This is a genomic window from Gemmatimonadaceae bacterium (genome assembly GCA_035533755.1).
Lineage (GTDB): Bacteria > Gemmatimonadota > Gemmatimonadetes > Gemmatimonadales > Gemmatimonadaceae > JAGWRI01.
Genome location: DATLTC010000005.1, coordinates 1 through 22,040, shown reverse-complemented (window position 1 = coordinate 22,040; position 22,040 = coordinate 1). Strand labels below are relative to the sequence as shown.

At 69.8% G+C, this 22,040-nt stretch carries 18 protein-coding genes; 9 read left to right on the top strand and 9 right to left on the bottom strand.

The window, feature by feature from the left end; all coding sequences use genetic code 11:
- Positions 1-200 (top strand): hypothetical protein (locus VNE60_00455; GenBank protein ID HVB29977.1); only part of this gene is annotated, 200 nt, incomplete at its 5' end.
- Positions 201-600: 400 nt separating this feature from the next.
- Here VNE60_00455 and VNE60_00450 read toward each other — a convergent pair.
- Complete coding sequence (locus VNE60_00450) at positions 601-1,101, bottom strand: DUF4149 domain-containing protein (protein ID HVB29976.1); 501 nt, start codon at positions 1,099-1,101, stop codon at positions 601-603.
- Positions 1,102-1,259: 158 nt separating this feature from the next.
- Between VNE60_00450 and VNE60_00445 the strand changes: the two genes are divergently transcribed.
- The 4 genes from VNE60_00445 to VNE60_00430 are packed head-to-tail and all read left to right on the top strand — an operon-like array spanning position 1,260 to position 5,122.
- A complete protein-coding gene (locus VNE60_00445) occupies positions 1,260-2,315 on the top strand; it encodes an efflux RND transporter periplasmic adaptor subunit (GenBank protein ID HVB29975.1) in 1,056 nt (351 codons plus the stop codon).
- Entirely contained in the window at positions 2,312-3,304 is a 993-nt protein-coding gene (locus VNE60_00440; GenBank protein ID HVB29974.1) for an ATP-binding cassette domain-containing protein, read from the top strand. The genes VNE60_00445 and VNE60_00440 overlap by 4 nt, the downstream gene beginning before the upstream one ends.
- A gap of 4 nt (positions 3,305-3,308) precedes the next feature.
- Entirely contained in the window at positions 3,309-4,427 is a 1,119-nt protein-coding gene (locus tag VNE60_00435) for an ABC transporter permease (GenBank protein HVB29973.1), read from the top strand.
- A complete protein-coding gene (locus VNE60_00430; GenBank protein ID HVB29972.1) occupies positions 4,424-5,122 on the top strand; it encodes a CerR family C-terminal domain-containing protein in 699 nt (232 codons plus the stop codon). Before VNE60_00435 ends, VNE60_00430 begins: the two co-directional genes overlap by 4 nt.
- Before the next feature lie 10 nt (positions 5,123-5,132).
- Here the strand turns inward: VNE60_00430 and VNE60_00425 are convergent, their stop codons facing one another.
- The 5 genes from VNE60_00425 to VNE60_00405 form a co-directional block, all read right to left on the bottom strand.
- A complete protein-coding gene (locus VNE60_00425) occupies positions 5,133-6,137 on the bottom strand; it encodes a dienelactone hydrolase family protein (protein ID HVB29971.1) in 1,005 nt (334 codons plus the stop codon).
- A 73-nt stretch (positions 6,138-6,210) separates the two neighbouring features.
- The gene (locus VNE60_00420) at positions 6,211-7,428 is read right to left on the bottom strand and encodes an ABC transporter permease (protein HVB29970.1); all 1,218 of its coding nucleotides are present in this window, start codon (positions 7,426-7,428) and stop codon (positions 6,211-6,213) included.
- A gap of 1 nt (position 7,429) precedes the next feature.
- Positions 7,430-8,701 carry an efflux RND transporter periplasmic adaptor subunit gene (locus tag VNE60_00415; GenBank protein HVB29969.1) on the bottom strand — a complete coding sequence of 424 codons (1,272 nt, stop codon included), beginning with the start codon at positions 8,699-8,701 and terminating at the stop codon, positions 7,430-7,432.
- Positions 8,702-8,852: 151 nt separating this feature from the next.
- Entirely contained in the window at positions 8,853-9,311 is a 459-nt protein-coding gene (locus VNE60_00410) for a hypothetical protein (GenBank protein HVB29968.1), read from the bottom strand.
- A 152-nt stretch (positions 9,312-9,463) separates the two neighbouring features.
- On the bottom strand, positions 9,464-11,200 hold the full coding sequence (locus tag VNE60_00405) for a methyl-accepting chemotaxis protein (protein HVB29967.1): 1,737 nt from the start codon (positions 11,198-11,200) through the stop codon (positions 9,464-9,466).
- A gap of 327 nt (positions 11,201-11,527) precedes the next feature.
- On the opposite strand from VNE60_00405, the gene VNE60_00400 reads away from it, so the two are divergent.
- Entirely contained in the window at positions 11,528-13,630 is a 2,103-nt protein-coding gene (locus VNE60_00400) for an alpha-galactosidase (GenBank protein ID HVB29966.1), read from the top strand.
- A gap of 26 nt (positions 13,631-13,656) precedes the next feature.
- On the opposite strand, the gene glmS is transcribed toward VNE60_00400, so the two are convergent.
- Entirely contained in the window at positions 13,657-15,483 is a 1,827-nt protein-coding gene (glmS, locus tag VNE60_00395; protein ID HVB29965.1) for a glutamine--fructose-6-phosphate transaminase (isomerizing), read from the bottom strand.
- A 19-nt stretch (positions 15,484-15,502) separates the two neighbouring features.
- A complete protein-coding gene (gene glmM / locus VNE60_00390) occupies positions 15,503-16,873 on the bottom strand; it encodes a phosphoglucosamine mutase (protein HVB29964.1) in 1,371 nt (456 codons plus the stop codon).
- A gap of 181 nt (positions 16,874-17,054) precedes the next feature.
- Between glmM and VNE60_00385 the strand changes: the two genes are divergently transcribed.
- A complete protein-coding gene (locus VNE60_00385; protein HVB29963.1) occupies positions 17,055-18,746 on the top strand; it encodes a methyl-accepting chemotaxis protein in 1,692 nt (563 codons plus the stop codon).
- Entirely contained in the window at positions 18,743-20,182 is a 1,440-nt protein-coding gene (locus tag VNE60_00380) for an AMP-binding protein (protein HVB29962.1), read from the top strand. The genes VNE60_00385 and VNE60_00380 overlap by 4 nt, the downstream gene beginning before the upstream one ends.
- Here VNE60_00380 and VNE60_00375 read toward each other — a convergent pair whose 3' ends face one another.
- Entirely contained in the window at positions 20,183-21,241 is a 1,059-nt protein-coding gene (locus tag VNE60_00375) for a response regulator (protein HVB29961.1), read from the bottom strand.
- Between the two features lie 100 nt (positions 21,242-21,341).
- On the opposite strand from VNE60_00375, the gene VNE60_00370 reads away from it, so the two are divergent.
- A partial coding sequence (locus VNE60_00370) for an aminotransferase class I/II-fold pyridoxal phosphate-dependent enzyme (GenBank protein ID HVB29960.1) occupies positions 21,342-22,040 on the top strand: 699 nt, incomplete at its 3' end.

Genomic DNA, 22,040 nt, shown 5'->3' with positions numbered 1-22,040 from the left:
GGATCCCGATCACCTTCTTCACCACGGGGCTCCACTCCGACTACCACCAGGTCACCGACGAGCCGGAGTACATCGACTACCAGCACATGGCCCGCGTGGGCAATCTGGTGGAGGACGTCGCCCTGCACGTGGCCAACCTCGATCACCGCATCGTGGTGGACCACCCCAAGCCCGATCCGCACGGCGTCTGCCGGCAATAAGCGTTCGTGAATGCCCGTGACACGCCGCGCCCGCTTCCGGTTTCGGAGGCGGGCGCGGCTGCGTTCATGGATGCGGACGAAAATGTGATAGCTGTCGCCCATGATGTGACAAGAATCATTGGCTGGCGGCGCTGCGGTCATCCCGGCGACAGTATTGGTCCCTATATATTCGGCCATGGACCAACCTACGGCCGCAACCCGTCCAGATCCTGAGCCTCGGAACCCGGCTCAGCAGAGCGTCCGCAAGCCGACCTATACCCCGCCACGCCTGACCATCTACGGCAGCCTCGCCGATCTCACGGCAACGGTGGGGACCAAAGGCCGGCGCGACGGCAGACGCAGCCGCCGGCGCACGGGCTACTGAGCGTCGGGCCGGCGCCGAACGCCGCGCTGGGCGGAACTACCCGCCCCGCGCCAGCCGCACCGCGGCGATCACCACGATCAGCCCGAGGATCGCGTTCGCTCGCGCCAGCCACGCCGCCTGGCGCCTGAGCCGCATCGCCTCCGGCGTCCCCGGCGCCGCGCGCCCCGCCCGCGGCCCGATGATGAAATCGTGCACGAAGCTCACCACGAGCATCGCCGCCACCGCGCCCAGCTTGGCCGACAGCGTGCGCCCCGGGCCCGTGCCCCAGAACGCCGCGTTGCCCAGCACGCCGTCCCAGTGCAGCCAGTGGCGGTAGTAGAGATTGATGACGCCGGTGACCACCAGCACGCCGATCGCCCACCACCCCACGGCGCGAAAGCGCACGCCGAGCGTCTGGAACAGCTGCTGGCGCAGCGCCGGCGGCTGCACGGCACGCAACGCTGGCGCGCCCACCACGGCCAGGAAGAACATGCCGCCCAGCCAGAGCATGGCGGCGAGCACGTGCACGGTGACGTTCAGATAGTAGAGTGCGGGCATGCACAACAATAGCGATCGGACGGCCGGGCCGGCCACGCCGGCCCCCAGCCGCGGTCGGCCCCCACCCCCCCTTGCCAATTCAAACACTCGTTTGATACAATTGTTTGAACCCAAGACGCCCGATCGCCCGCCGCGAATCGCCGGCCCGGAGTGCCCGCATGAACCGCAAGAAAGTCCTCCTCGGCGCCGCCGCCGTCGTCGCACTCGCCGCCATCGCCGCGTACACCCTGCTCCGCGGCTCCAACACGCTCACGCTCACCGGCATCGTCACCGCCAACGACGTCATCGTCAGCCCCCAGGTGGCCGGCCAGGTGAGCCGCATCCTGGTCACCGAAGGCGACTCCGTGACGCAGAACCAGCTCCTCGCCGTGCTCGCCCCCGGCGAACTCGCCGCCGACCAGACCTTCTACTCCCACAGCGCCAGCGCCGCGGCCTCCCAGGTCCAGGAGAGCGAATCGGACCTCCGCTACGAGGTGACCCAGGCCGCCGAACAGCTCCGACAGGCCCGCGCCGCCCTCGATGGCGCGATGTCGCAGGCCACCGAGGACTCCGCCACGGCGGTCAACGCCAAGCGCCTCCTCGACCGCCTCGAATCGCTGTACCGCGCCGGCGGCATCTCGCCGCAGCAGCTCGACTCGGCCCGCACCGGCTATACCGTGGTCGCGTCGCGACTCGACGCCAGCCGCCAGCAGGTGCAGGCCCAGCGCGCCGCCGTCGCGATCGCCCGCGCCGCCGAGGATCAGGTGGCGGCGCGGCGCAGCGCCCTGGCCGCCAGCCGGCAGCAGCAGGCCGCCGCCACCGCGCAGACGCGCAAGGCCGACGTGCGGCTGGCGTACGCCGAGATCCGCGCGCCCATCGCCGGCGTCGTCGACGTGCGCGCCGCGCGCGCCGGTGAGTTCGTGAACGCCGGCCAGCCCATCCTCACGCTCATCAACCCCGACAGCCTGTGGGTGCGCGCCGACGTCGAGGAGACGTACATCGATCGCGTGCGCATCGGCGACCACCTCACGGTGCGCCTCCCTTCGGGCGACGAGCGCCAGGGCACGGTGTTCTACCGCGCCGTGGACGCCGGCTACGCTACCCAGCGCGACGTCAGCCGCACCAAGCGCGACATCAAGACGTTCGAGATCCGTCTGCGGGTGGACAACAAGGACCGCCGCCTCGCCGTGGGGATGACGGCGTACGTGCTGTTCCCGGTCACGCCCCCACGATGAACGTCGCCATCGACGTCCGCGCCATCACCAAGCGGTTCGGCGACTTCACCGCCGTCGACCGGATCTCGTTTGCCGTCGACGAGGGCGAGGTGTTCGGCCTGCTCGGCCCCAACGGCGCCGGCAAGTCCACGCTCATCCGCATGCTCACCACGCTGCTCCTGCCCTCCGAGGGCACGGCGCTGGTGGCCGGCCACGACATCGTCACCCACGCCAACGACGTCCGGCACGCCATCGGCGTCATTCCGCAGGCCATGACCAGCGATCTCGAGCTGAGCGCCGAGGAGAACCTGCTCATCTTCGCCAAGCTGTACAGCGTGCCCCGTGAACGCCGCAAGCCGCTCATCGCCGAGCTGCTGGCGGCCGTGGAGCTCACGCAATGGGCCGACAAACCCGTGAAGAACCTCTCCGGCGGCATGCGCCGGCGGGTGGAGATCGCGCGCGGGCTGGTGCACCAACCGAGCATCCTGTTCCTGGACGAACCCACCACCGGCCTCGACCCCGTGTCGCGCACGGCGGTGTGGGAGATGTTGCGCAAGATCAAGGCCGAGCGCGACCTCACCGTGCTGCTCACCACGCATTACATGGACGAGGCCGACAAGCTCTGCGACCGGATCGCGATCGTGGATCACGGCAAGCTCATGGCGCTCGATTCGCCCATGAAGCTCAAGGCCGACATCCCCGGCGAGAACACGCTCGAGGTGAGCTTCTCCGACACGCCCCCCGACTGGCGCGCGCGGCTGGCGGCGCTGCCCGGCGTGCAGCGGGTGGACGGCGAGGCGCCGGTGTTCCGGATCATGTCCACCAGCGGACCGGCCACGACGATGGGGCTCATGACCGCGGCCGCGGCCGCGGGCGTGACCGTCAAGTCACTCTCGGTGGAGAGCACCACGCTCGACGACGTGTTCGTGCACTACACCGGCCACCAGCTGCGCGACGCACTGCAGGAACAGCCGATGAGCGAGCGCCGCAGCATGGGCCGCAGGAGATAGCGCCATGCAACGCGCCTGGGCGATCATCGAACGCGACCTGCGCCGGTTCCGCAAGAGCCCGATGCTCATCGTCATGTCGCTCTTCATGCCGGTGGTGCAGCTGGTCGTGCTGGGCTATGCCTTCGGGGGCCAGGTGAAGCACCTCAAGGTGGGGCTCGTGGATCAGGACGGCGGCATCCCCGCCGTCAGGCTGCGCGAACTCGCCAACGCCGTGACCGCCAACGCCAACACGTTCGAGACGATCCCGTATGCCGACCGCGGGCAGGCCATCGACGCGCTGCGCAACGGCCAGGTGAACGGCGTGCTCACCATCCCGTCCGGGTTCTCCCGGCGCATGCTCGCCGGCGACGACCCGCGCATCGCGCTGATCGAGGACAACACCGACAACTTCGTCACCGCCACGCTGGCCGGCACGTTCACCAACCTGCTCGGCGCGTACAACCAGCCGCCCCCCACCACGCGCCGCGTGTCCACGCAGGCCACGCTCGAGACGGTGGAGCTGTATCCGTACGTGCCCTACATCCAGTACCTGCTCCCCGGCACGATCGTGATGTCCATCTTCATGATGGTCATGATCGGCGGCGGCATCATCTTCATCGACGACAAGGCGCGGGGACTGCACGAGGGCTACCTCGTGACCCCGATCACGCGGCTCGAGCTGATCGTCGGCTTCAACGTGTCGGGCGCCATCAAGGCGATGATTTCCGGGTCGGTGCTCATGACCATCGGATCGGTGATCGCCGGCATCCCCGATCCGTTCGCGCCGATGCGGCTGCTGCGACTGCTCGTCGTCATCGCGCTGACGTCGGTGGCGCTGGTGAGCATGATGTTCCTGATCATGGTGCGCATGGAGGACCCCCTCCTGCCCCGCGCGCTGTTCGGCGTGATGAACACCCTGCTCTGGTTCCCCAGCGGCGCCGTGTATCCGCAGCAGGCGTTCCCGGGATGGATGCGCGCCATCGCCAAGGTCGATCCGTTCACGTACGCCGTGCACGCGCTCAAGAGCCTGCTGCTCAAGAACACCGGGTTCGGGGCCATCGGGTTCGACCTGCTCTATCTCGTGGTCTTCGCCGCGCTGACGATGACGGCGGCGACCTTCCTCTTCAAACGGACGCTGTCGTGAAGGCGCCGCCGCGCCCAGCCCCCCGCCGGCGCGCGCCGGCCGGCGCCGGCCTCGCGCGCGACACGGCCACGCGCGACCGCCTGCTGCGCGCCGCCACCCGTCAGTTCGCCGAGCACGGGTTCCACAACGTGAGCGTGCGCGACATCTGCCGCGAGGCGCGGGCCAACGGGGCGGCGGTCAACTATCACTTCGACAGCAAGCTCGGCCTCTACAAAGAAGTCGTCGCGGCCGCGATCGAGGCCATCCGCGCCACGTCCGAGGCGTCGCTCCACGCCACCGACGGGCTGCCCGCCGAGGAGCGGCTGCGGCATTACGTGCGCGCCTACGTGCCGCGGCTGGCCGGCCGCGATCCCCGCGTGGACGCGGCGCGCGTGGCCTGGATCCACAAGCTGATGCGCCACGAGAGTTCCGAGCCCACGCCGCTGGCGCCGTGGATCGCCGAGCAGGCGCTGATGCCGCGCGTGCGGTTCCTGAGCCGGCTGGTGGCCGAGCTGCTGCGCTGCGAGCCCGCCGACCCGCGCGTCAAGCGGTGCGTGATCAGCATCCAGGCGCAGTGCCTGTTCTATGCCCCCGACAAGTTCCGCGACGCGGCCATCCCCGGGTGGCCGCCGGCCGCCGCCGAGTTGGCCGCGGCCGCCGAGCACATCGCGGAGTTCTCGCTGGCCGGAATCAGGAAGCTCAAGTCGGCGCGGTGAGCCGCCCCGCTCAGCGGATCCCCAGGTGCTGCTTGAGAAACGCCACGGTGCGCGGCCACGCGTCCTTGGCCGCGGCGAGATTCGCCTGCTCCTCCGCCATGTCGCGCTGCGGCGCGCGCGGGTCGTCCTGCGCCCGCATGAAGCCGTGGATCGCGCCCGGGTAGTTGCGGCCGAAATACCACTTGCCGTCGGCATGCATGGCCGAGTCCACGGCCGGCATCGCGGCGCCGATGCGCGCGTCCTTCGCGCCGCTCAACAGCATCACCGGCACGCGGATCCTGGCGAGAGAATCGGCGTCCGGCACCGCGCCGTTCATGTACGGTAGCCCGTAGTAGGCCACGCCGCCGGCGAATCCCGGCAGCCCCTGGTTGATCGCGTACTGCCACGTGGTGGCGCCGCCCCAGCAGAAGCCGATCACGGCATACCGCGGCGCCGCCGACGGCAGCGACATCGCATACCGCGCCGCCGCCGTGACCCCCATGTTCCGCTCGGCGTTGGTCACGCCGCGGATCAGCTTCACCGCGGAATCGGCCCTGAGTTCGTCGGCCGACGCCCCGCCCCGCGCCCGCGACAGCAGGTCGGGCGCGATGGCGATGAACCCGTCGGCAGCCACCTGGTCGGCCACGCCGCGTATCCACGTGGACAGCCCGAAGATCTCGTGCACGATCACCACCACCGGCGTGTGCGGCCGCGACGTGACCGGGTACACCACCCACGCCATGAGCGAGTCCGTGGAACCGGGCGCCCACGCGATCTTCACCCACTCGGCGTGCCGCGGACTGGCGGCGATGCGCGCCGCGGCGGTGTTCGCGCTCGGCGGCAGGCCCACCGTGCCCTGCGCGTCGCCTTCGGGAACGATGCGCGGCGCCGCCATCTCGGCGGGCGTCATCATCCCCATGTGGTCGTCCATCGCCGATTGCGATGCCTGCATGACGGGCGGGCGGTGCTGCAGCGTGCAGGCGGTGGCCGCGAGGGCGAGCACGCAGGCGGACACGAGAGCGCGAGAGGCGGGCATGGATCGACTCCGGAAGGGGCGTGGGGACCCCGATACGGTATCGCCCGCCGGGCCGCCGCGGAAGGCGCCGCCCTCACTCGTACCGCAGCGACTCCACCGGATCCAGCCGCGCCGCGCGCCGCGCCGGCCACACGCCGAACGCCACCCCCACGCCCGCGGAGAACGCGAACGCCAGCAGGATCGATCCCGAGGTCACCGTGGCGTTCCAGTGCGCCGTGGCGCGCATGACCTGGGCGCTGGCCACGCCCAGCAGCCCCCCCAGGATCCCGCCCACGAGCGACAGGACCACCGACTCGACGAGGAACTGCAGCAGGATCATCCCGCGCGTCGCGCCCACGGCCTTGCGGATGCCGATCTCGCGGGTGCGCTCGGTGACCGAGACGAGCATGATGTTCATGATGCCGATGCCGCCCACGAGCAGGCTCACCCCGGCCACCCCGGCAAGCAGGAGGGTAAACGACTGCGTGGTGGCCGCCGAGGCGCTCAGGAAGTCGGACATGTTCCGGATCTGGAAGTCGTCGCCCTTGCCCGGCAGGATGTGATGCGCGCTCCGCATGATGCGTTCGATCTCTCCCATCACGCGCGGGATCATGGCCTCCGACGGCGCCAGCACGCCGATCGTGCGCAGGCTGCGCGTGTCCATCACCCGGAAGCGCGCGGTGTTGAGCGGGATCAGAATCTGGTCGTCGGGATCGGAGAACCCCGAGGCGCCACCCTTGGCGGCCAGGACGCCGATCACGGTGAACGGAACGCCGTTGATGCGGATCTCGGAATCCAGCAGGGCGAGCGCCGTGGTATGCAGGTTCGCGACCACGGTGGCGCCGAGCACCGCGGCGCGGCGCCGGCCCGCGTCGTCGGCCGTCGTGAACATCGCGCCCCGCGCCACCACGTACTTGCGCACCTGCAGGTAGTTGGCCGTGGTGCCGATCACCTGCGTGGACGTATTCGTCCCGCGGAACTGCACTTGCAGCTGGCGCGCCATTTCCGGCTCCACGGCGGCGATGTACTTGGCCTGCGCCGTCAACGCGTCGGCATCCTCCACGTAGAGCGGCGCGCGGTCCGTCGCCGAGGTGACGCCACCGGTCTGGACCTGTCCCGGCACCACCATCAGGAGCGTGGTGCCGAGCGCGGCGATGCGCGAGCTGACGGCGTCCTGCGCGCCGCGCCCGAGCGCCACCACGGCGATCACCGCCGCGACGCCGATGATGATGCCGAGCATCGTCAGCAGGGAGCGCACCAGATTCAGCCGGAGCGATTCGAGCGCGGCAAGGATCGTCTCACCGATCAGCATGTCAGCGCCCGCCGCCGCCACGGCCGCCGCTGCTGCCCGCCGCCATCCCCGGAATCCCCGACCGGCCCTGGAGCCGCTGCAGCGTGGTGTCGCGGCTCGCCGCCACGCGCACGTCGCTGAGCAGCGCCACCCGCTCTCCCGGCTTCAGCCCCGAACTCACCTGCGTCACCTGGTAGTTCCCGGCACCCAGCGTCACCACGCGCAAGTGGAACGCGTTGGTCGTGCTGTCCTGGACGTACACCACCGCCTTCCGCCCGGCGGCCGCGCTCCTTCCAGGTCCCGGCTTGAGCTGGGCGAGCGCCGAGTCCACGTCCGCTTGCGAGAGGCCCAGCACGGCCGCCAGCGTCGGCATTTCCTGCACCGAACCCACGGCATCGTTCGGCACGGCGACCACGCCGACGACGCGCATGATGGCCACCGTCGCGTCGGCGCTCATCCCCGGCATCAGCAGGCCGTCCTGGTTGTCCAGGCTCACCAGCACCGGGAACATCGTCACGCTCTGCTGCACGATCGCCTGGGGCGAGATGCGCAGCACCTTGCCGCTGAACACGCGCGCCGGGTACGCCTGCACCGTGACCGACACCTCCTGCCCCACCTTCACCCGGCCGATGTCGCTCTCGTTGACCAGCGCGCTGTCGATCACCTGCCGGAGGTCCGCCACCGTCACGAGCGTGGTGCCGCCGCCGACGACGTTCGTGGCCGACGCGATCACCTGGCCCACCGAGACGTTCTTGTCGATCACGGTGCCGTCCATCGGCGCCAGCACGGTCGCGTCGGCGAGATTTATCGACGTTGTCTGCGCCATGCTCTGGGCGCTGGCCACGGCGGAGAACGCGTTGGCATACGACACGACGGCGGACTCGTGCTCCACCGCGGTGATCACTCCCTGCGTGAACAGACTGTCTTCGCGCGCCCGTTGGGTCTTCTCGGCCGCGAGATTGGCCTGCGCGGCCTGGAGCGCGGCGGCGGCCGCATCATACGCGCTCTGCATCTGCCGCGGATCCACCTGCACCAGCAGATCGCCGGCCTTGACCTTCGAGCCGGCGACGATCGGCATCTTCACGATCTGCCCCGAGGCCTTGGACTTCACGTCCACGGCGTCCACCGGCTCGATGACGCCGGTGGCCTCCACGTTCACGACGATGTCCTGCTGTGCGGCCACACCGGTCTCGATCGTGGAGATCGGCGTGGGGGCACTCTTGCACGCGAACAGCGCGGTCCCGCATGCCAGCAGGGCGGCGGCACGTGATACCCGACGATGAAAGCCACGCATCTGCATACCTCCAATGCTCTGAGGTTGCGCGCAGAGCGCGCGGGGGTCAGTCGGGCATTTGGAAGACGGATGTACGGGAAATGCAGCCCATGCCGGTGGCATGACTCGCCCCTGGCCGTGAGCCAGGGGCGATGACCGGTATGCCGGTCAGCTACAGGCCGCCGTGTCCGCGCCCACGTCCGCGTCCGCGCGCGTTGCCGTTGCCGTTGCCGTTGCCGTTGCCCTGGTTGTCGTCTCTCGGCTTGGCCCGCTCGCGATCCTTGCCATCGGGCTGACGCTTGTAGTTGTACCGTCTGTCGACGCCCACCCACGCCTTTTCCCGCGGCGGAAGGAAGTATTCGTCGTTGCGCCGATACACCATCACAGCGCGCGAGCCCCTGACGGAATGGTGATAGTAGTGGCCGTCGTATTCGTAGACTGTCACCGGCGTCCATTGCCTGTACTGCGTCCGCCAATCGCCATACGCCGGCTGCGAGTAGGCAAAAATGTTGATCTCGGGCCCGAGCCGTCTACCCAGCATGACGCTGATGCTCACCTGTGCCGGCGCCCTGACCGGCACGGCAAGCGCCGCGCCAAAGACCATTACGGCAAGTGCATTTGACAGTCGCATTTCGGTGCTCCAGTAGAATGGCTGCCTGGGGGTCCATCCAGGTGATTCCAAGCTAGAGCGCAACGAATGGGGCAACCATCCATCAAACGTGCTACCGCACGTGCTACTTTCGTGTGGGCCGGGGCCCCTGGCACGCGATCAGGGCCGCTCCGCTATGCGGTCTGCAGTGCCCGGGTCGAGCGTCTCCCGTCCAGGTATGGGGTCACGGCCGGCTTCGTGCGGAACTCACCGATCGCCCCGTGCAGCGAGTCGGCCTGTGCCGACAGCGCCTCCGCCGTGGCCGCCAGTTCTTCCGCCGCCGCAGCGTTCCGCTGTGCGGCGTCGTCCACCTGCCCCATGCTGCGGTCGATCTCGCCGATGCTCGCCGATTGCTCCGTGGACGCCACCACCACCCCCTGCGCCAGCGACGCCGTCTGTTGAATGGACTTCACCAGTTCGTCGAGCAGCGCGCCCGAGCGCTCGGCCGCGCTGTGGCTGCGCAACGTGAGTTCGTTCACTTCCTTTGCCGTGGCGCTGCTGCGCTGGGCCAGCCGCCGCACCTCCTCCGCCACCACCCCGAAGCCCCGGCCATGCTCGCCCGCGCGCGCCGCCTCGATGGCCGCGTTGAGCGCCAGCAGCTTCGTCTCCGTCGCGATCTCCTGGATGAACCCCGTGCGTTCGGTGATCTCGCGCATCACCTCCATCGCGCTCCGCACCGCGGTCGCGCTCTCCTGCGCCGCCGCCGCGCCCCGCGCGGCCACCGTTTCCAGCTCGCGGCTGTGCTCCAGGTTCGCGTTCACGCTCTGACTCACCGCGCTCAACGCCGCGGTGGATTCGGTCACGTTGCTCGCCGTCTGCGTGGCGCTCGACGACAACTCCTCGGTGGACGCCGCCACCTGCAACGACGCCTGCGACAGCGCCGATGCATCGGCCCGCACCTGCTCGATGGTCTCGGAGAGCTGCTCCGTCATCCGCACGAACGCCTGGCCGAAGCTGTCCCGTTCCGAACGCGGCGACAGCGTCCCCGTGAGGTCGCCGGCGGCGATCCGCGTGGCCACCGCCGCCATGTCCACCAGATAGCTGCGCATGTTCGAGAACGCGGTGCCGAAGGCGTCGTCCTTCGAGCGCGGCTCCACGTGAACCGCCACGTCGCCGGCGGCGATCGACTCGGCGGCGGCCGCCGTCGATTTCAGGTAGGCCACCATCGCCGTCATCGCGTCGATGAGCCGTCCCACCTCGTCGTCCGTGCGCCGCTTGAGTTCCACCCCCACCTCGCCCCGCGCGATCCGGCCGGCCGCTTCCACCGCCTCGTCCAGCGGATTGGTCACCGCGTCCACCGTGGAGCGCGAGATGGCGCCCATGAACGTCAGCGACACCGCCGCCAGCACCACGATGATGATCCACATCCAGCGGGTCAGCCATCGTGCCGTGGTGAACGCGCTCGTCATCGCTTCGCGGGCGCCGGCGGCGCGCCGAACGAGAATCGCGTCCAGCCGGCTCAACTCCGCCGCCGACACCGCGTCCAGCGCGACGAGACTGTCCCGAGCCACGCCTCCCCCCGCCATGGCGGCGGCCCTCGCCGGCGCATAGAACGCCGAGAAGGCCTGGTCCGCATCGGCGAACGCTGCGCTATCCGCGCCATCCAGCGCGCGGGCGTCGCGAAGCTGCGTCTGGAATCCCGTCCGGAGCGAGTCGGCGGCCACCAGGAGCGACGGATCGTGCGTGTCGCGCGCGGAGCGCAGTTCCCGCGCGATGGCGTCCACCGTGGCCTGCATGGACTGATTGATCTCGATCGTGGGGTAGTGTTGCGTCTGGATGGCCGAGAGCCAGTGCTCCATCAGCAATCCCTGGATCGCCACGCTCGCCACTACGAAAACGGCGGCCATGGCCGCCAGTGTGGGGAGGAGCATCAACTTCTGCCGAAACCGCAACCCTTCGAATCGTGCCTTGGTTCTTGCGATCACCCGCACCTCACCGGCGTCATCGCCGAAAGAGATGGTTACGACTACACCTGCAGTGGACGGCGAAAGATTGTGTTCCGGCGCCGGCACGCTGTAGGGGAACCGGATATTCGATGTGGTGGATCTTGAGGATGTTGCTGCCCGGCGTGACCCGGGTCACCGGAACCGGCTCGACCGGCGCTCGCCGGACCGGCTCGCCTTGTGAGACGCGACGCCACTCTGCAAGATGATGGCGCGTCACGCGCCTCTGTAATCGACTCTGTACCGGAATTCGCCATGCGCCGTTGGTCCGTCATCATCGCCGCTCTGATCGCCGGAGCGCTGCCGGCTCGCGCCGCGGCGCAATCCGTCGCCGAGCCGCCCAACGCGCCCGCGGTGGCCCGCGTCCGCGACGGGCGGCTCACCCTCACCTACGGCGGCCGCGTCGTCTTCTCCGCCACCATCGTCAGCACCGGGGGGCCGCCCGAAGCGCTCGCGCTCGTGGACACCGCCGGGGACGCCGTGACCCAGGTCCTCAAATGGACGGTGCGTGGCGGCGCCCGGTTGACGCTCACCGGCACCGTGCACGCCGGCGCGCAGGCGTTCGCGTGCGCCACCGAGCCCCGGGCCAATGAACTCGCCATGGTGCGCAACAGCGTCGGCCCGAGCGACAACCGCCTCAACCGCGCCGTCTACGACCGGCAATCGGATTGGGTGCTGTCGGTGGATGAGCCCACGGGGGTGACGGTCACGTCACTGGCCGAACCGGGCGATTCCACGGCGTTCGCGCTGCGCGCCACCGGGTCGGAGATCATCCTGCGCTTCCGTCCGCGCTTCTATCAGAAGCACCGCGGCCTGAGCTACTACCGCCCCTGGACGTACGACGTCTGGCACCGATCGGTGGCGGGTTGGACGTCGTGGTTCGCGTTTCTCGACAAGGTCACCGAGCAGGACGTCCACCAAGCCGCCGACGTGATGCACGACGTCCTGCAGCCGTTCGGCTACGACTATCTCCAGATCGACGACGGCTACGAGCAGGAGCCCATCGGCACGCCGGCCCACTGGCTCCACCCGAACGCCAAGTTCCCGTCGGGGCTCGACGGGCTGGCGCGGTACATCGCCCATCGCGGGCTCGCGCCCGGCATCTGGACCAACGCCAGCTTCGGCGACAGTGCCTATGTGTTCGCGCACAAGGCGGAATTCGTCGCCACGGCGGATGGCGCGCCGGCGTACGGCAACTGGGTGGGGTACGTGATGGACGCGTCCAATCCGGCCACGCTCGATCATCTGGTGCGGCCGGTGTACGACTCCCTCGCGCGGATGGGATGGCGGTACTACAAACTCGACGCGCTGCGGCACCTGCGCTACGAGGGCTACAACAGCCACGCCGGCTACTTCCGCGCCCGGGGGCTCCATCGCGTGGACGTGTACCGCCGCTTCGTGCAGACCGTGCGCGACGCCATCGGCCCCCAGGCCTTCCTGCTCGCCTGCTGGGGCATCCGTCCCGAACTCATCGGCCTGGTGGACGCCGTGCGCGTGGGCACCGACGGCTTCGGCTACGGAGGCTTTGCCGAGTACAACTCCTACAACAATGTGGTCTGGCGCAACGATCCCGATCACATCCAGCTCGCCGCGCCCGACGCCTACCGCGCCGCCACGCTCGCCTCGCTCACGGGATCGCTGCTCATGCTCACCGACCGGCCCGAGGTGTACCGCACGGCCCGCGCCGAGATCGCCAAGCGCACGGCGCCCGTGCTGTTCACGCGGCCGGAGCAACTCTACGACGTCGATCCGTCGCGCTCGGCGCTCGTGGGCCGCGCCGCCACGGAAGTCAGCGGATCCGGCCCGCGCGCCTTCGACGCCGATCAGCGCCTGACCGTGCCGTTGTACCTGCTCGACGTGAACCGGCCGTTCGAGCGCTGGTCGGTGCTCGCCCGCACGGGCGGCGCCGACACCGATCGCATCCGGTTCGCCGACCTGGGCCTCGATCCCGCTCGCGCGTATCTCGTCTTCGAATTCTGGTCGCGCACCTTGCTCGGCGCGTTCCACACCGAGTTCGCGCCGGGGCCGATCGACGCGACCCGGCAGGTGCAGGTGTTCTGCATTCGCGAGCGCGTGCCGCATCCGCAGTTGGTGGCCACCAACCGCCATGTGAGTTGCGGGGGGCCGGACCTCGAACGCCTGTCGTGGAGCGGCGACACGCTGTCGGGCACGAGCGCACTCGTGGGGAACGATGAGTACGACATCTACCTCACCGAGCCGGCGGGGTTCCGGTTGGCCCACGTCGCCGTGACCGGGGCGGAGTTGGTGGGCACGTCGATGAACGGATCACTGCGCGTGGTGCGGCTGCGGTCGGGCCGGAACACCACGGCGGCCTGGAGCGTGCGGTATACGCGATAGCGGGCGGGGTCCGGCCCGCGCCTCCCTCACTCCACCGTCACGCTCTTCGCCAAGTTCCGCGGCTGATCCACGTTCAGCCCCCGCTTGGCCGCGATGTAATACGCCAACAGCTGCAGCGGCACCACCGCCAGCACCGGATACAACATGTCGATCGTCTCCGGGATCCGGATCTCGAAGTCGATCTTCCCTTCCAGACTCGGCTCGTCGCGGCTCGTGATCACGATCACCCGCCCGCCCCGCGCCTTCACCTCGCTGATGTTCGACACCACCTTCTCGAACACGCTGTCGTGCGGCGCGATGAACACCACGGGCATGTTCTCGTCGATCAGCGCGATCGGCCCGTGCTTCATCTCCGCCGCCGGATAGCCCTCGGCGTGGATGTAGCTGATCTCCTTCAGCTTCAACGCGCCCTCGAGCGCCACCGGGAAGTTGTACCCCCGCCCCAGGTACAGGAAATTCGTGGCGTCGCGGAACCGCTCGGCGATCTGCTCGATGGCCGGCGCCCGGTCGAGAATGGCCTGCACCTGGTCCGGCAGCCGCTCCATGGCCTGCGCGATCTCCCGCCCCTTCTCCACCGACAGGCTCCGCAGCCGCGCCAACTTGAGCGTGAGCAGCGTGAGCGCGATCACCTGGCTGGTGAACGCCTTGGTGGACGCCACCCCGATCTCCGGACCGGCGTGCAGATAGATGCCGCCGTCGTCCTCGCGCGCCATCGTCGAGCCCACCACGTTCACCAGTCCCAGCGTCTTCGCCCCACGCCGCTTGGCCTCGCGCATCGCCGCCAGCGTGTCGGCCGTCTCCCCGGACTGCGAGATCACCACGCACAACGTGTTGTCGTTCACGATCGGATTGCGATACCGGAACTCCGACGCGTACTCCACGTCCACCGGGATCCGCACCAGGTCCTCGATCATCAGCTTGCCGATCAGCGCCGAGTGCCAGCTCGTGCCGCACGCCGTGATGATGATGTGCTCCAGATTGAGCATCTCCTGCTTGGAGAGATTCAATCCCCCCAGCTTGGAGAACCCCTCCTCGGTCACCAGCCGCCCGCGCATCGTGTTCTGGATCGTGATCGGCTGCTCGAAGATCTCCTTCAACATGAAATGCTCGAACCCGCCCTTCTCGATCTGCTCCAGATCCCAGTCGATCAGGTTCACGCCCTTGTTCACGTCGTTGGCGTCCAGGTCGAGCACGCGATAGCCGTCGCGCGTGAGCACCGCCATCTCGCCGTCGTCCAGATACACCACCTGCCGCGTGTGCTCCAGGATCGCCGCCACGTCGCTGGCCACGTAGTACTCGTTCTCGCCCAGGCCGATGAGCAACGGGCTCCCCTTGCGCGCCGCCACGATCTTGTCCGGATCGCGGCTCGAGATCACCGCGATCCCGTACGTGCCCTCCACCAGCCGCAGCGCCGCGATCACCGCCTCCTCCAGATTCCCCTGGAAGGCCGCTTCGATGAGATGCGCCAGCACTTCCGTGTCGGTGTCGGACCTGAACACGTGGCCGGCCTCGATCAACCGCTTGCGCAGCGATCCGAAGTTCTCGATGATCCCGTTGTGCACCACGGCGATCGTGTTCGTGCAGTCGTGCTGCGGGTGCGCGTTCTTCTCGCTCGGCGCTCCGTGCGTGGCCCACCGCGTGTGCGCGATCCCCGTCGTCCCCTTCACGGGCCGCGCCGCCACGGTCGATTCCAGCGCCGCGATCTTGCCCTTGGCCCGGCGCATGTCCACGCCGTCGTCGCCGAGCAGCGCCACGCCCGCCGAGTCGTAGCCGCGATACTCCATCCGCTTCAGTCCGTCGATGAGCATCGGCGTCGCCATCCGCGGCCCCACGTACCCCACGATTCCACACATGCGTCCGTTCCTCGATTGATTACCGGCCCAGCGCGTCGAGCGGCTCGCGCGCCTTGCGCACCAACTCCCGCGCCGCCGCGTCCGTGGGCGCCTCGGCGATCACCCGCACGATCGGCTCCGTGCCCGACGGCCGCACGTGCACCCACCGGTCGCTCCACGACAGCCTGAGCCCGTCCTGCACGTCCACCGCCGCGTCGGGAAACGCCCCGCGCAGCGCCGCGTACACCGCGTCCAGACTCGCCTCCGGCCGGTCCAACTTGTCCTTCACGATCACGTACCGCGGCAGCGCGCCCACGATGGCCGACAGCGGCTTCGCGTCCTCGAGCATCAGCTGCAGCACCAGCGCCGCGCCCACCGGCGCGTCGCGCCCCAGATGCACCTCGGGCAGGATCACCCCGCCGTTCCCCTCGCCCCCCACCACCGCCTTCACGTCGCGCATCTTCACCGCCACGTTCACCTCGCCCACCGGCGCCCGCAGCAGCGCCGACCCGCCCCGCACCGCGGCGTCTTCCACCACCCGGCTCGTGGACAGATTCGTCACCACCGGGCCCTGCCGGTGCCGCAGCACCAGCTGCACGGCCAGCGCCAGGGTGTAATCCTCCCCGATCGCCTTCCCCTCGTTGGACACGATCGCCAGCCGGTCCACGTCGGGATCCACCGCGAACCCCACGTCGGCTCCCGTCTCTTGCACGAATCGTTCCAGCTCGCCGAGATTCTCGGCCACCGGCTCCGGCGAGCGCGGAAAGCGGCCGTCGGGCTCGGCGTTGATCACGCTCACCACGCAGCCCAGCCGGTCGAGCAGCGCGGGCATGATCACCGCCCCGGCCCCGCGGCAACAATCGAGCGCCACCTTGAACCGGCGGCGCCTCAGCCCTTCCACGTCCACGAATGGAAGCGAAAGGACACACTCGATGTGTCGCATTGCGGCACGGTCGTCGTGCTCGATCCCCCCCAGCTTGTCCCACGTGGCGTACGGAATGCCGTCGTCCACCAGCCGCCGCATGGCCGCGCCCTCCATGGCCTCGAGGAACAGTCCGCTCGGCCCGATGAACTTGAGCGCGTTCCACTCGATGGGGTTGTGGCTGGCCGACAGCATCAGCCCGCCCGCGGCATGGTGGTGCTCCACGGCCAGTTGACAGCTGGGCGTGGTGGTGAGCCCGATGTCCATGACCGTGCACCCCACGGCCTGGAGCGCCCCCACCGCGATGCGATGGAACATGGGCCCGGACACGCGGCTGTCGCGCCCCACGACCACGGTGTGCGACCCGCCCGCGGCGATCGCCCACGCGCCGAACGCCGCCGCGTAGCGCGCCACCACGTCGGGCGTGAGCGCCTCGCCCACGCGCCCCCGGATGCCCGAGACACTCACCATCAGCCCGTCGTGGGCCATGCGTCCTCCATATGCAAGAGCGTAAGCTAGCCCCACCCCATGAACGCGCAAAGCACGCCGCGGCCGGCGCTTTACACCCCCCCCGCGCGGACCTAACTTGACGCCGCCTGCCTTGGAGGGCGTTCCCCTGACTCAGCCGCTCGAAAAACGCGGCACAATCCGCTTCCCGTTCCGGCTGAAGATGGCCGCCATCAGCGCGGTGGCCGTCGTCCTCACGCTGGCGGTGATCATGGTTCCCGTGTACGAGTCCAGCCGCCAGCAGCTGGCGGCGGTGCACGGCGACCGCCTGCTCGGGATCGCCCGCGGCGCCACGCTCGTCGTGCCCGCCGAGTCGCTCGACGTGATCGCCGCCAAGGGCCAGAACACCGAAGCGTTCCGCGCCACCCGGTCGGCCCTCCTCCACGCCTGGATCGCCAATGGCGCCGGCGAGAGCGACCTCGTGAACGGACTGGCCATCGTCCGCCCCGACAGCAACGGCCGGATGCGCGTGCTCGTGCACGCGTCGTGGCAGCCCGGCGCCCCGCAGTACCAGCGTCCCTGGAGCCCGCCGCCCGGGCTCGCCGACAGCATGACGATCGGCCATGAGGCGTACACCAGCGTGTACGTGGCCGACGATGGCTCGCGCCTCTCGGCCGAGGTGCCGGTGCGGCGCCCCAACGGCTCGATTGCCGGATTCATCGTCGCCACGCTCCGCGCCGACGCGTTCCTGACCGACCTGCGTTGGGAACTGCTTCGCTTCACGCCGTTCCCGCTCATCGCCCTGCTGCTCGCCCTCGCCCTCTCGTACTGGGGCGCGGCACGCCTCACGCGCGGACTCGACGAGGTCACGCGCCACACCGACGCCCTGGCCACCGGCCAACTGCGCCACGAACTGCATTACGTGTCGGCCGACGAGATCGGGGCGATGGCCGAATCGGTGCGCCGCATGACCACGGCCCTCCGCGCGCTCCTCCTCGAGATCGACATCGGCGCCAGCGAGGTCGCGGCCACCGCCGAGGAACTGGCAGCCAGCGCCGAGGAGATGACCGCCAGCACCGACCAGGTGGCGGGCGCCGCGCGCGCCATCGCCAACGCCACCACCACGCAGACGGCCAACATCCACGCCGCCACCCAGGGCTCCACGCAGGTGGCCGACCGCGCGTTCACCGTGGCCGGCCACGCGCACAACGCGCAGAACGCGTCCGACATCATGGCCCGGTCCGCGGCCCGCGGCGTCACCGCCGCCGGCCAGGCGCTGGAGAGCATGACGGCCATCGCCGCCGTGACGCGCGACGCGGTGCCCGCCGTGGTCGAGTTGGGCGAGAAGTCGCAGCGCATTGGCAAGATCACCGACACCATCGCCGCCATCGCCAAGCAGACCAACCTGCTCGCGCTCAACGCCGCCATCGAGGCGGCGCGGGCCGGCGAACACGGCAAGGGATTTGCCGTCGTCGCCGAGGAGGTGCGCAAGCTTGCCAACCAGACGGCCCATGCGCTCGACACCATCCGCACGCTGGCCGCCGAGATCCGCAGCGCCGCCATCCGCACCGAAGAGCAGATCGCCCAGGTCACCGACCGGGTGGCGGTGGGCGAGTCGGTGATCCGCGCCTCGTCCGGCGCGCTGGCGCAGATCGGCAAGGAGATCGAGGCCAGCCGCAACGCGGTGGACCTCATCGTCGCCTCGGCCGAAGCCCAACGCGACGACGCCGCCGCGCTCGCCCGCGAGATCGAGGCGCTGGCCATGGCCGCCGAGCAGAACGCCGCCACGGCCGAGCACGTGAGCGGCGTGGTGGAGCAACAGACGGAATCGATGGACGCCGTGGTGCAATCCAGCCAGCACCTGGCGTCGATCGCGGAGCGACTCAAGCAATCGATGGCGCGGTTCAACCTGTGAGCGAGCCTCTGGCCCTGGTGCCGCTCGCCGCCGCGGCCGGGGGCGGACGCCTGGGCGACTACGAAGCGCAGCAGCTCGTGGCCGCCGGCCTCACGCTGCTGCAGCGGTGCGCGCCCCTGGTGCGCGCGCTCTCCGGCAAGCGATCGGCCATACTCCTGCCGGCGTCGCCGGCGTTCTTCACGGCCCTCGCGGCCAGCGACGGCCGCGGCGCGGTGCTCGTGAACCCGCTGGCGTCTCCGCTCGAGATCGCGGCCCAGCTGGCCGAGGCCGACGTGGGCGCGGTGTTCACCGTCTCGGCGCTCGCCGCCCGCGTTCCCGCCGCCCTGCCTCTGGTGCTCATGGACCACGCGCCCCGCGCCGCGCGGTTCGTCGATCACGGCGCCACGCGCGACGTCGATCTCGGCTCGCACCACGGGCTGAGCGTCGAGGGCGCGCGCGACGTGCCGGGCGCCGGGGAGGAGGCGGCCATCGTCTACACGTCCGGCATGGCCGGCCGTCCGCTGGGCGCCATCCTGTCGCACCGCAATCTGCTGGCCAATGCGCGCAGCACGGTCCAGGCCGCGGCGCAGACCGCCGACGACCACGTGCTCGCCCTGCTGCCGTTCTCGCACCTGTTCGGATTCACCGTCACCGCCATGGCCCCGCTCCTGGCCGGCGCTCGCGTCACGACCATGGAGCGGTTCGCGCCGCCGCGGGCGGCCGAATTGCTGGCCGGCGGCAGCATCACCGAAGTGGTCGGCGTGCCGGCGGTGTTCCGCGCGCTGCTCGCCGCCGTCGAGCGGCGCGGCGCCGGCGTGGGCGCCCTGCGCCTCTGCATCTGCGGCGGCGCGCCGCTGGACGTGGAGCTGCAGGAGCGCTGGCTCGACGCCACGGGCGTGGACCTCCGCCAGGGCTACGGACTCACCGAGGCCGCCCCGGTGTGCCTGTTCAACCGCGTGGATCGCGCCAACGTGCCCGGCACGCTCGGGTTCGCCTTTCCCGGCGTGGAGGTGACCGTGCGCGCGCCCGGCGATGGCGACGGGGCGACGCCCGCGCTCGCCACGGGCGACGAGGGCGAGCTGTGCGTGCGGGGCGACAACGTGTTCGCCGGCTACGTGGGCGGCGCGTCCGGCGGCCTCCGGCGGCGCGACGGCTGGCTCTACACGGGCGATCGCGGCGTGGGCAACGCCGACGGCAGCTTCAGCTTCCGCGGCCTGCTCAAGCCGATGTTCACGCGCAACGGCTTCAACATCTACCCGGAAGAGATCCGCCGCGCCGTGTTGGAGTTGGTGGGCGTGCGCACCGTGGACGTGCGGGCCATTCCCGAGCCCTCGCGCGAGCACGACATCGGGCTCGACGTCACCGGCAGCGTGAGCGTGGACGACGTGCGGCGGTGGTGCGAACTGCGACTGAGCGGCTACAAGCAGCCCAGCGAGATCCTGGTGAGCGCGGGCTGATCAGGGCGTGAGCAAGGGCTTGGTCGCCCGCGGGATGAGGGCGAGCGTTCCCGACGACGCGGCCGTCGTCACCGCCTCCACCACGTCGGGATCGAACTGGACGCCGCCGTGCTTGATGATCTCCTCCACCGCGCCCTCCAGCGTCAGCTCGGCGCCGCGGTACGGCCGCCCGCTCGTCATCGCGTCGATCGCGTCGGCCGCGGCGGCGATCCGCGCCTCGAGGGGCACGGCGCGCCCGCGCAGCCCGTCGGGCACGCCCTTGCCATCCAGCCGCTCGTGGTGCGACCGCACGATGTTGAGCGCGATCGGCGCATCGCCCAGGAGCGGCGCGAGGATGCGCCATCCCACCACGGGGTGGATCATGATGTGCTCGTACTCTTCGGCGGTGAGCGGCCCCTGCTTGTTCAGCACCGCCTCGCGCACGCCGATCTTGCCGATGTCGTGCACGTGCCCGCCCAGCTCCACCTGCCAGATCATCTCGTCGTCCAGCCGCAGCGTGCGGGCGATGACGCTGGAGTAATGGCTCACCCGGATCGAATGGCCGCGCGTGTAGGGATCCTTCACCTCCAGCGCCTCGGCCAGCGACTGGATGCCCGTCAGGAACTGCTCCTCCAGCCGCCGCGCCTGCGCCTCCACGCGCTCTTCCAGACGCTCCTGATAGTCCCGGTTCTCCATCACCAGGCGGCGGCGCTCCAGCGCCTGGCTCACCCGCGCCCGCACCTCTTCCAGATGGAACGGCTTGGTGAGGTAGTCCATGGCGCCGATGGCCAGGCACTTCACCGCCACGTCCACGTCGGCCACGGCGGTGATCATGATGACCGCCGTGTCGGGATACCGGGCCCGGATCTCGCGCAGCAATTCGATGCCGTCCACCCGCGGCATGCGGATGTCCGAGATCATGAGCGTCACGCGGTGCGTCTCCAGAAAGTCCAGCGCGTCACGCCCGTTCGCCGCCTCGTAGCACTCGAATCCGTCGCCGCGCATCAGGTGCATCAGCACCTGGCGCAGCGGCGCCTCGTCGTCGACAATCAAGCAGCTCGCCCGCCCGATCTCATTCATCCGCCACTCCGGCCGCCGGCCGCCGGCCGCCGGTGCGTCGCTCGCCGGGTGCCGCCGCTACGGTTATGTTTCTCCCAACCACACCCTTCCGAGATTCGGCATGACTCGCGTTTACGACGACGACCTCGCCGCCGGCTTCGCAACCCGCGCGGTTCACGCGGGCCAGCGGCCCGAACCCCTCGCGGGCGCCATCATGACGCCCGTCTATCTCACGTCCACGTACGTGCAGGAAGCCCTCGGGGAAAATAAGGGCTACGAATACGCGCGCGGCAAGAACCCCACTCGCCAGGCCCTGGAGCGCAACGTAGCGGCTCTCGAAGGGGCCCGCCACGGATTCGCGTTCTCCAGCGGCATGGGCGCCGTGGACTCGATCATGAAGTTGTTCCGTGCCGGCGATCACATCGTCTGCGGCGAGAACGTGTACGGCGGCACCTTCCGCTTGTTCGACAAGATCCTCCAGCACATGGGCCTGCGGTTCAGCTACGTCGACACGCGTGATCCGCAGCTCGTGGCCGACGCTCTCACGCCGGCCACCCGGGCGATCATCGTCGAGACGCCCACCAATCCGCTCATGCGCCTCACCGACCTGGCCGCCGTTTCCGCGGTGGCCCGCAAGGGCGGCGTCCTGCTGATCGTGGACAACACCTTCGCCTCGCCGTTCTTCCAGCAGCCGTTCAAGTACGGCGCCGATATCGTCTTCCACTCCACCACCAAGTACCTCAACGGCCACAGCGACATGGTGGGCGGAATCGCCCTCGTGAACGACGACGACCTGGCCGACAAGCTCAACTTCATCCAG

Coding starts and splice junctions, on each gene's coding strand:
- VNE60_00420 (HVB29970.1), bottom strand. CDS start 7,428: ATGCTGATCGGTGAGACGATCCTTGCCGCGCTCGAATCGCTCCGGCTG.
- VNE60_00450 (HVB29976.1), bottom strand. CDS start 1,101: ATGCCCGCACTCTACTATCTGAACGTCACCGTGCACGTGCTCGCCGCC.
- glmS (HVB29965.1), bottom strand. CDS start 15,483: ATGTGTGGAATCGTGGGGTACGTGGGGCCGCGGATGGCGACGCCGATG.
- VNE60_00425 (HVB29971.1), bottom strand. CDS start 6,137: ATGCCCGCCTCTCGCGCTCTCGTGTCCGCCTGCGTGCTCGCCCTCGCG.
- VNE60_00440 (HVB29974.1), top strand. CDS start 2,312: ATGAACGTCGCCATCGACGTCCGCGCCATCACCAAGCGGTTCGGCGAC.
- VNE60_00385 (HVB29963.1), top strand. CDS start 17,055: ATGGCCGCCATCAGCGCGGTGGCCGTCGTCCTCACGCTGGCGGTGATC.
- VNE60_00445 (HVB29975.1), top strand. CDS start 1,260: ATGAACCGCAAGAAAGTCCTCCTCGGCGCCGCCGCCGTCGTCGCACTC.
- VNE60_00375 (HVB29961.1), bottom strand. CDS start 21,241: ATGAATGAGATCGGGCGGGCGAGCTGCTTGATTGTCGACGACGAGGCG.
- VNE60_00415 (HVB29969.1), bottom strand. CDS start 8,701: ATGCGTGGCTTTCATCGTCGGGTATCACGTGCCGCCGCCCTGCTGGCA.
- VNE60_00400 (HVB29966.1), top strand. CDS start 11,528: ATGCGCCGTTGGTCCGTCATCATCGCCGCTCTGATCGCCGGAGCGCTG.
- VNE60_00435 (HVB29973.1), top strand. CDS start 3,309: ATGCAACGCGCCTGGGCGATCATCGAACGCGACCTGCGCCGGTTCCGC.
- VNE60_00405 (HVB29967.1), bottom strand. CDS start 11,200: ATGCTCCTCCCCACACTGGCGGCCATGGCCGCCGTTTTCGTAGTGGCG.
- glmM (HVB29964.1), bottom strand. CDS start 16,873: ATGGCCCACGACGGGCTGATGGTGAGTGTCTCGGGCATCCGGGGGCGC.
- VNE60_00410 (HVB29968.1), bottom strand. CDS start 9,311: ATGCGACTGTCAAATGCACTTGCCGTAATGGTCTTTGGCGCGGCGCTT.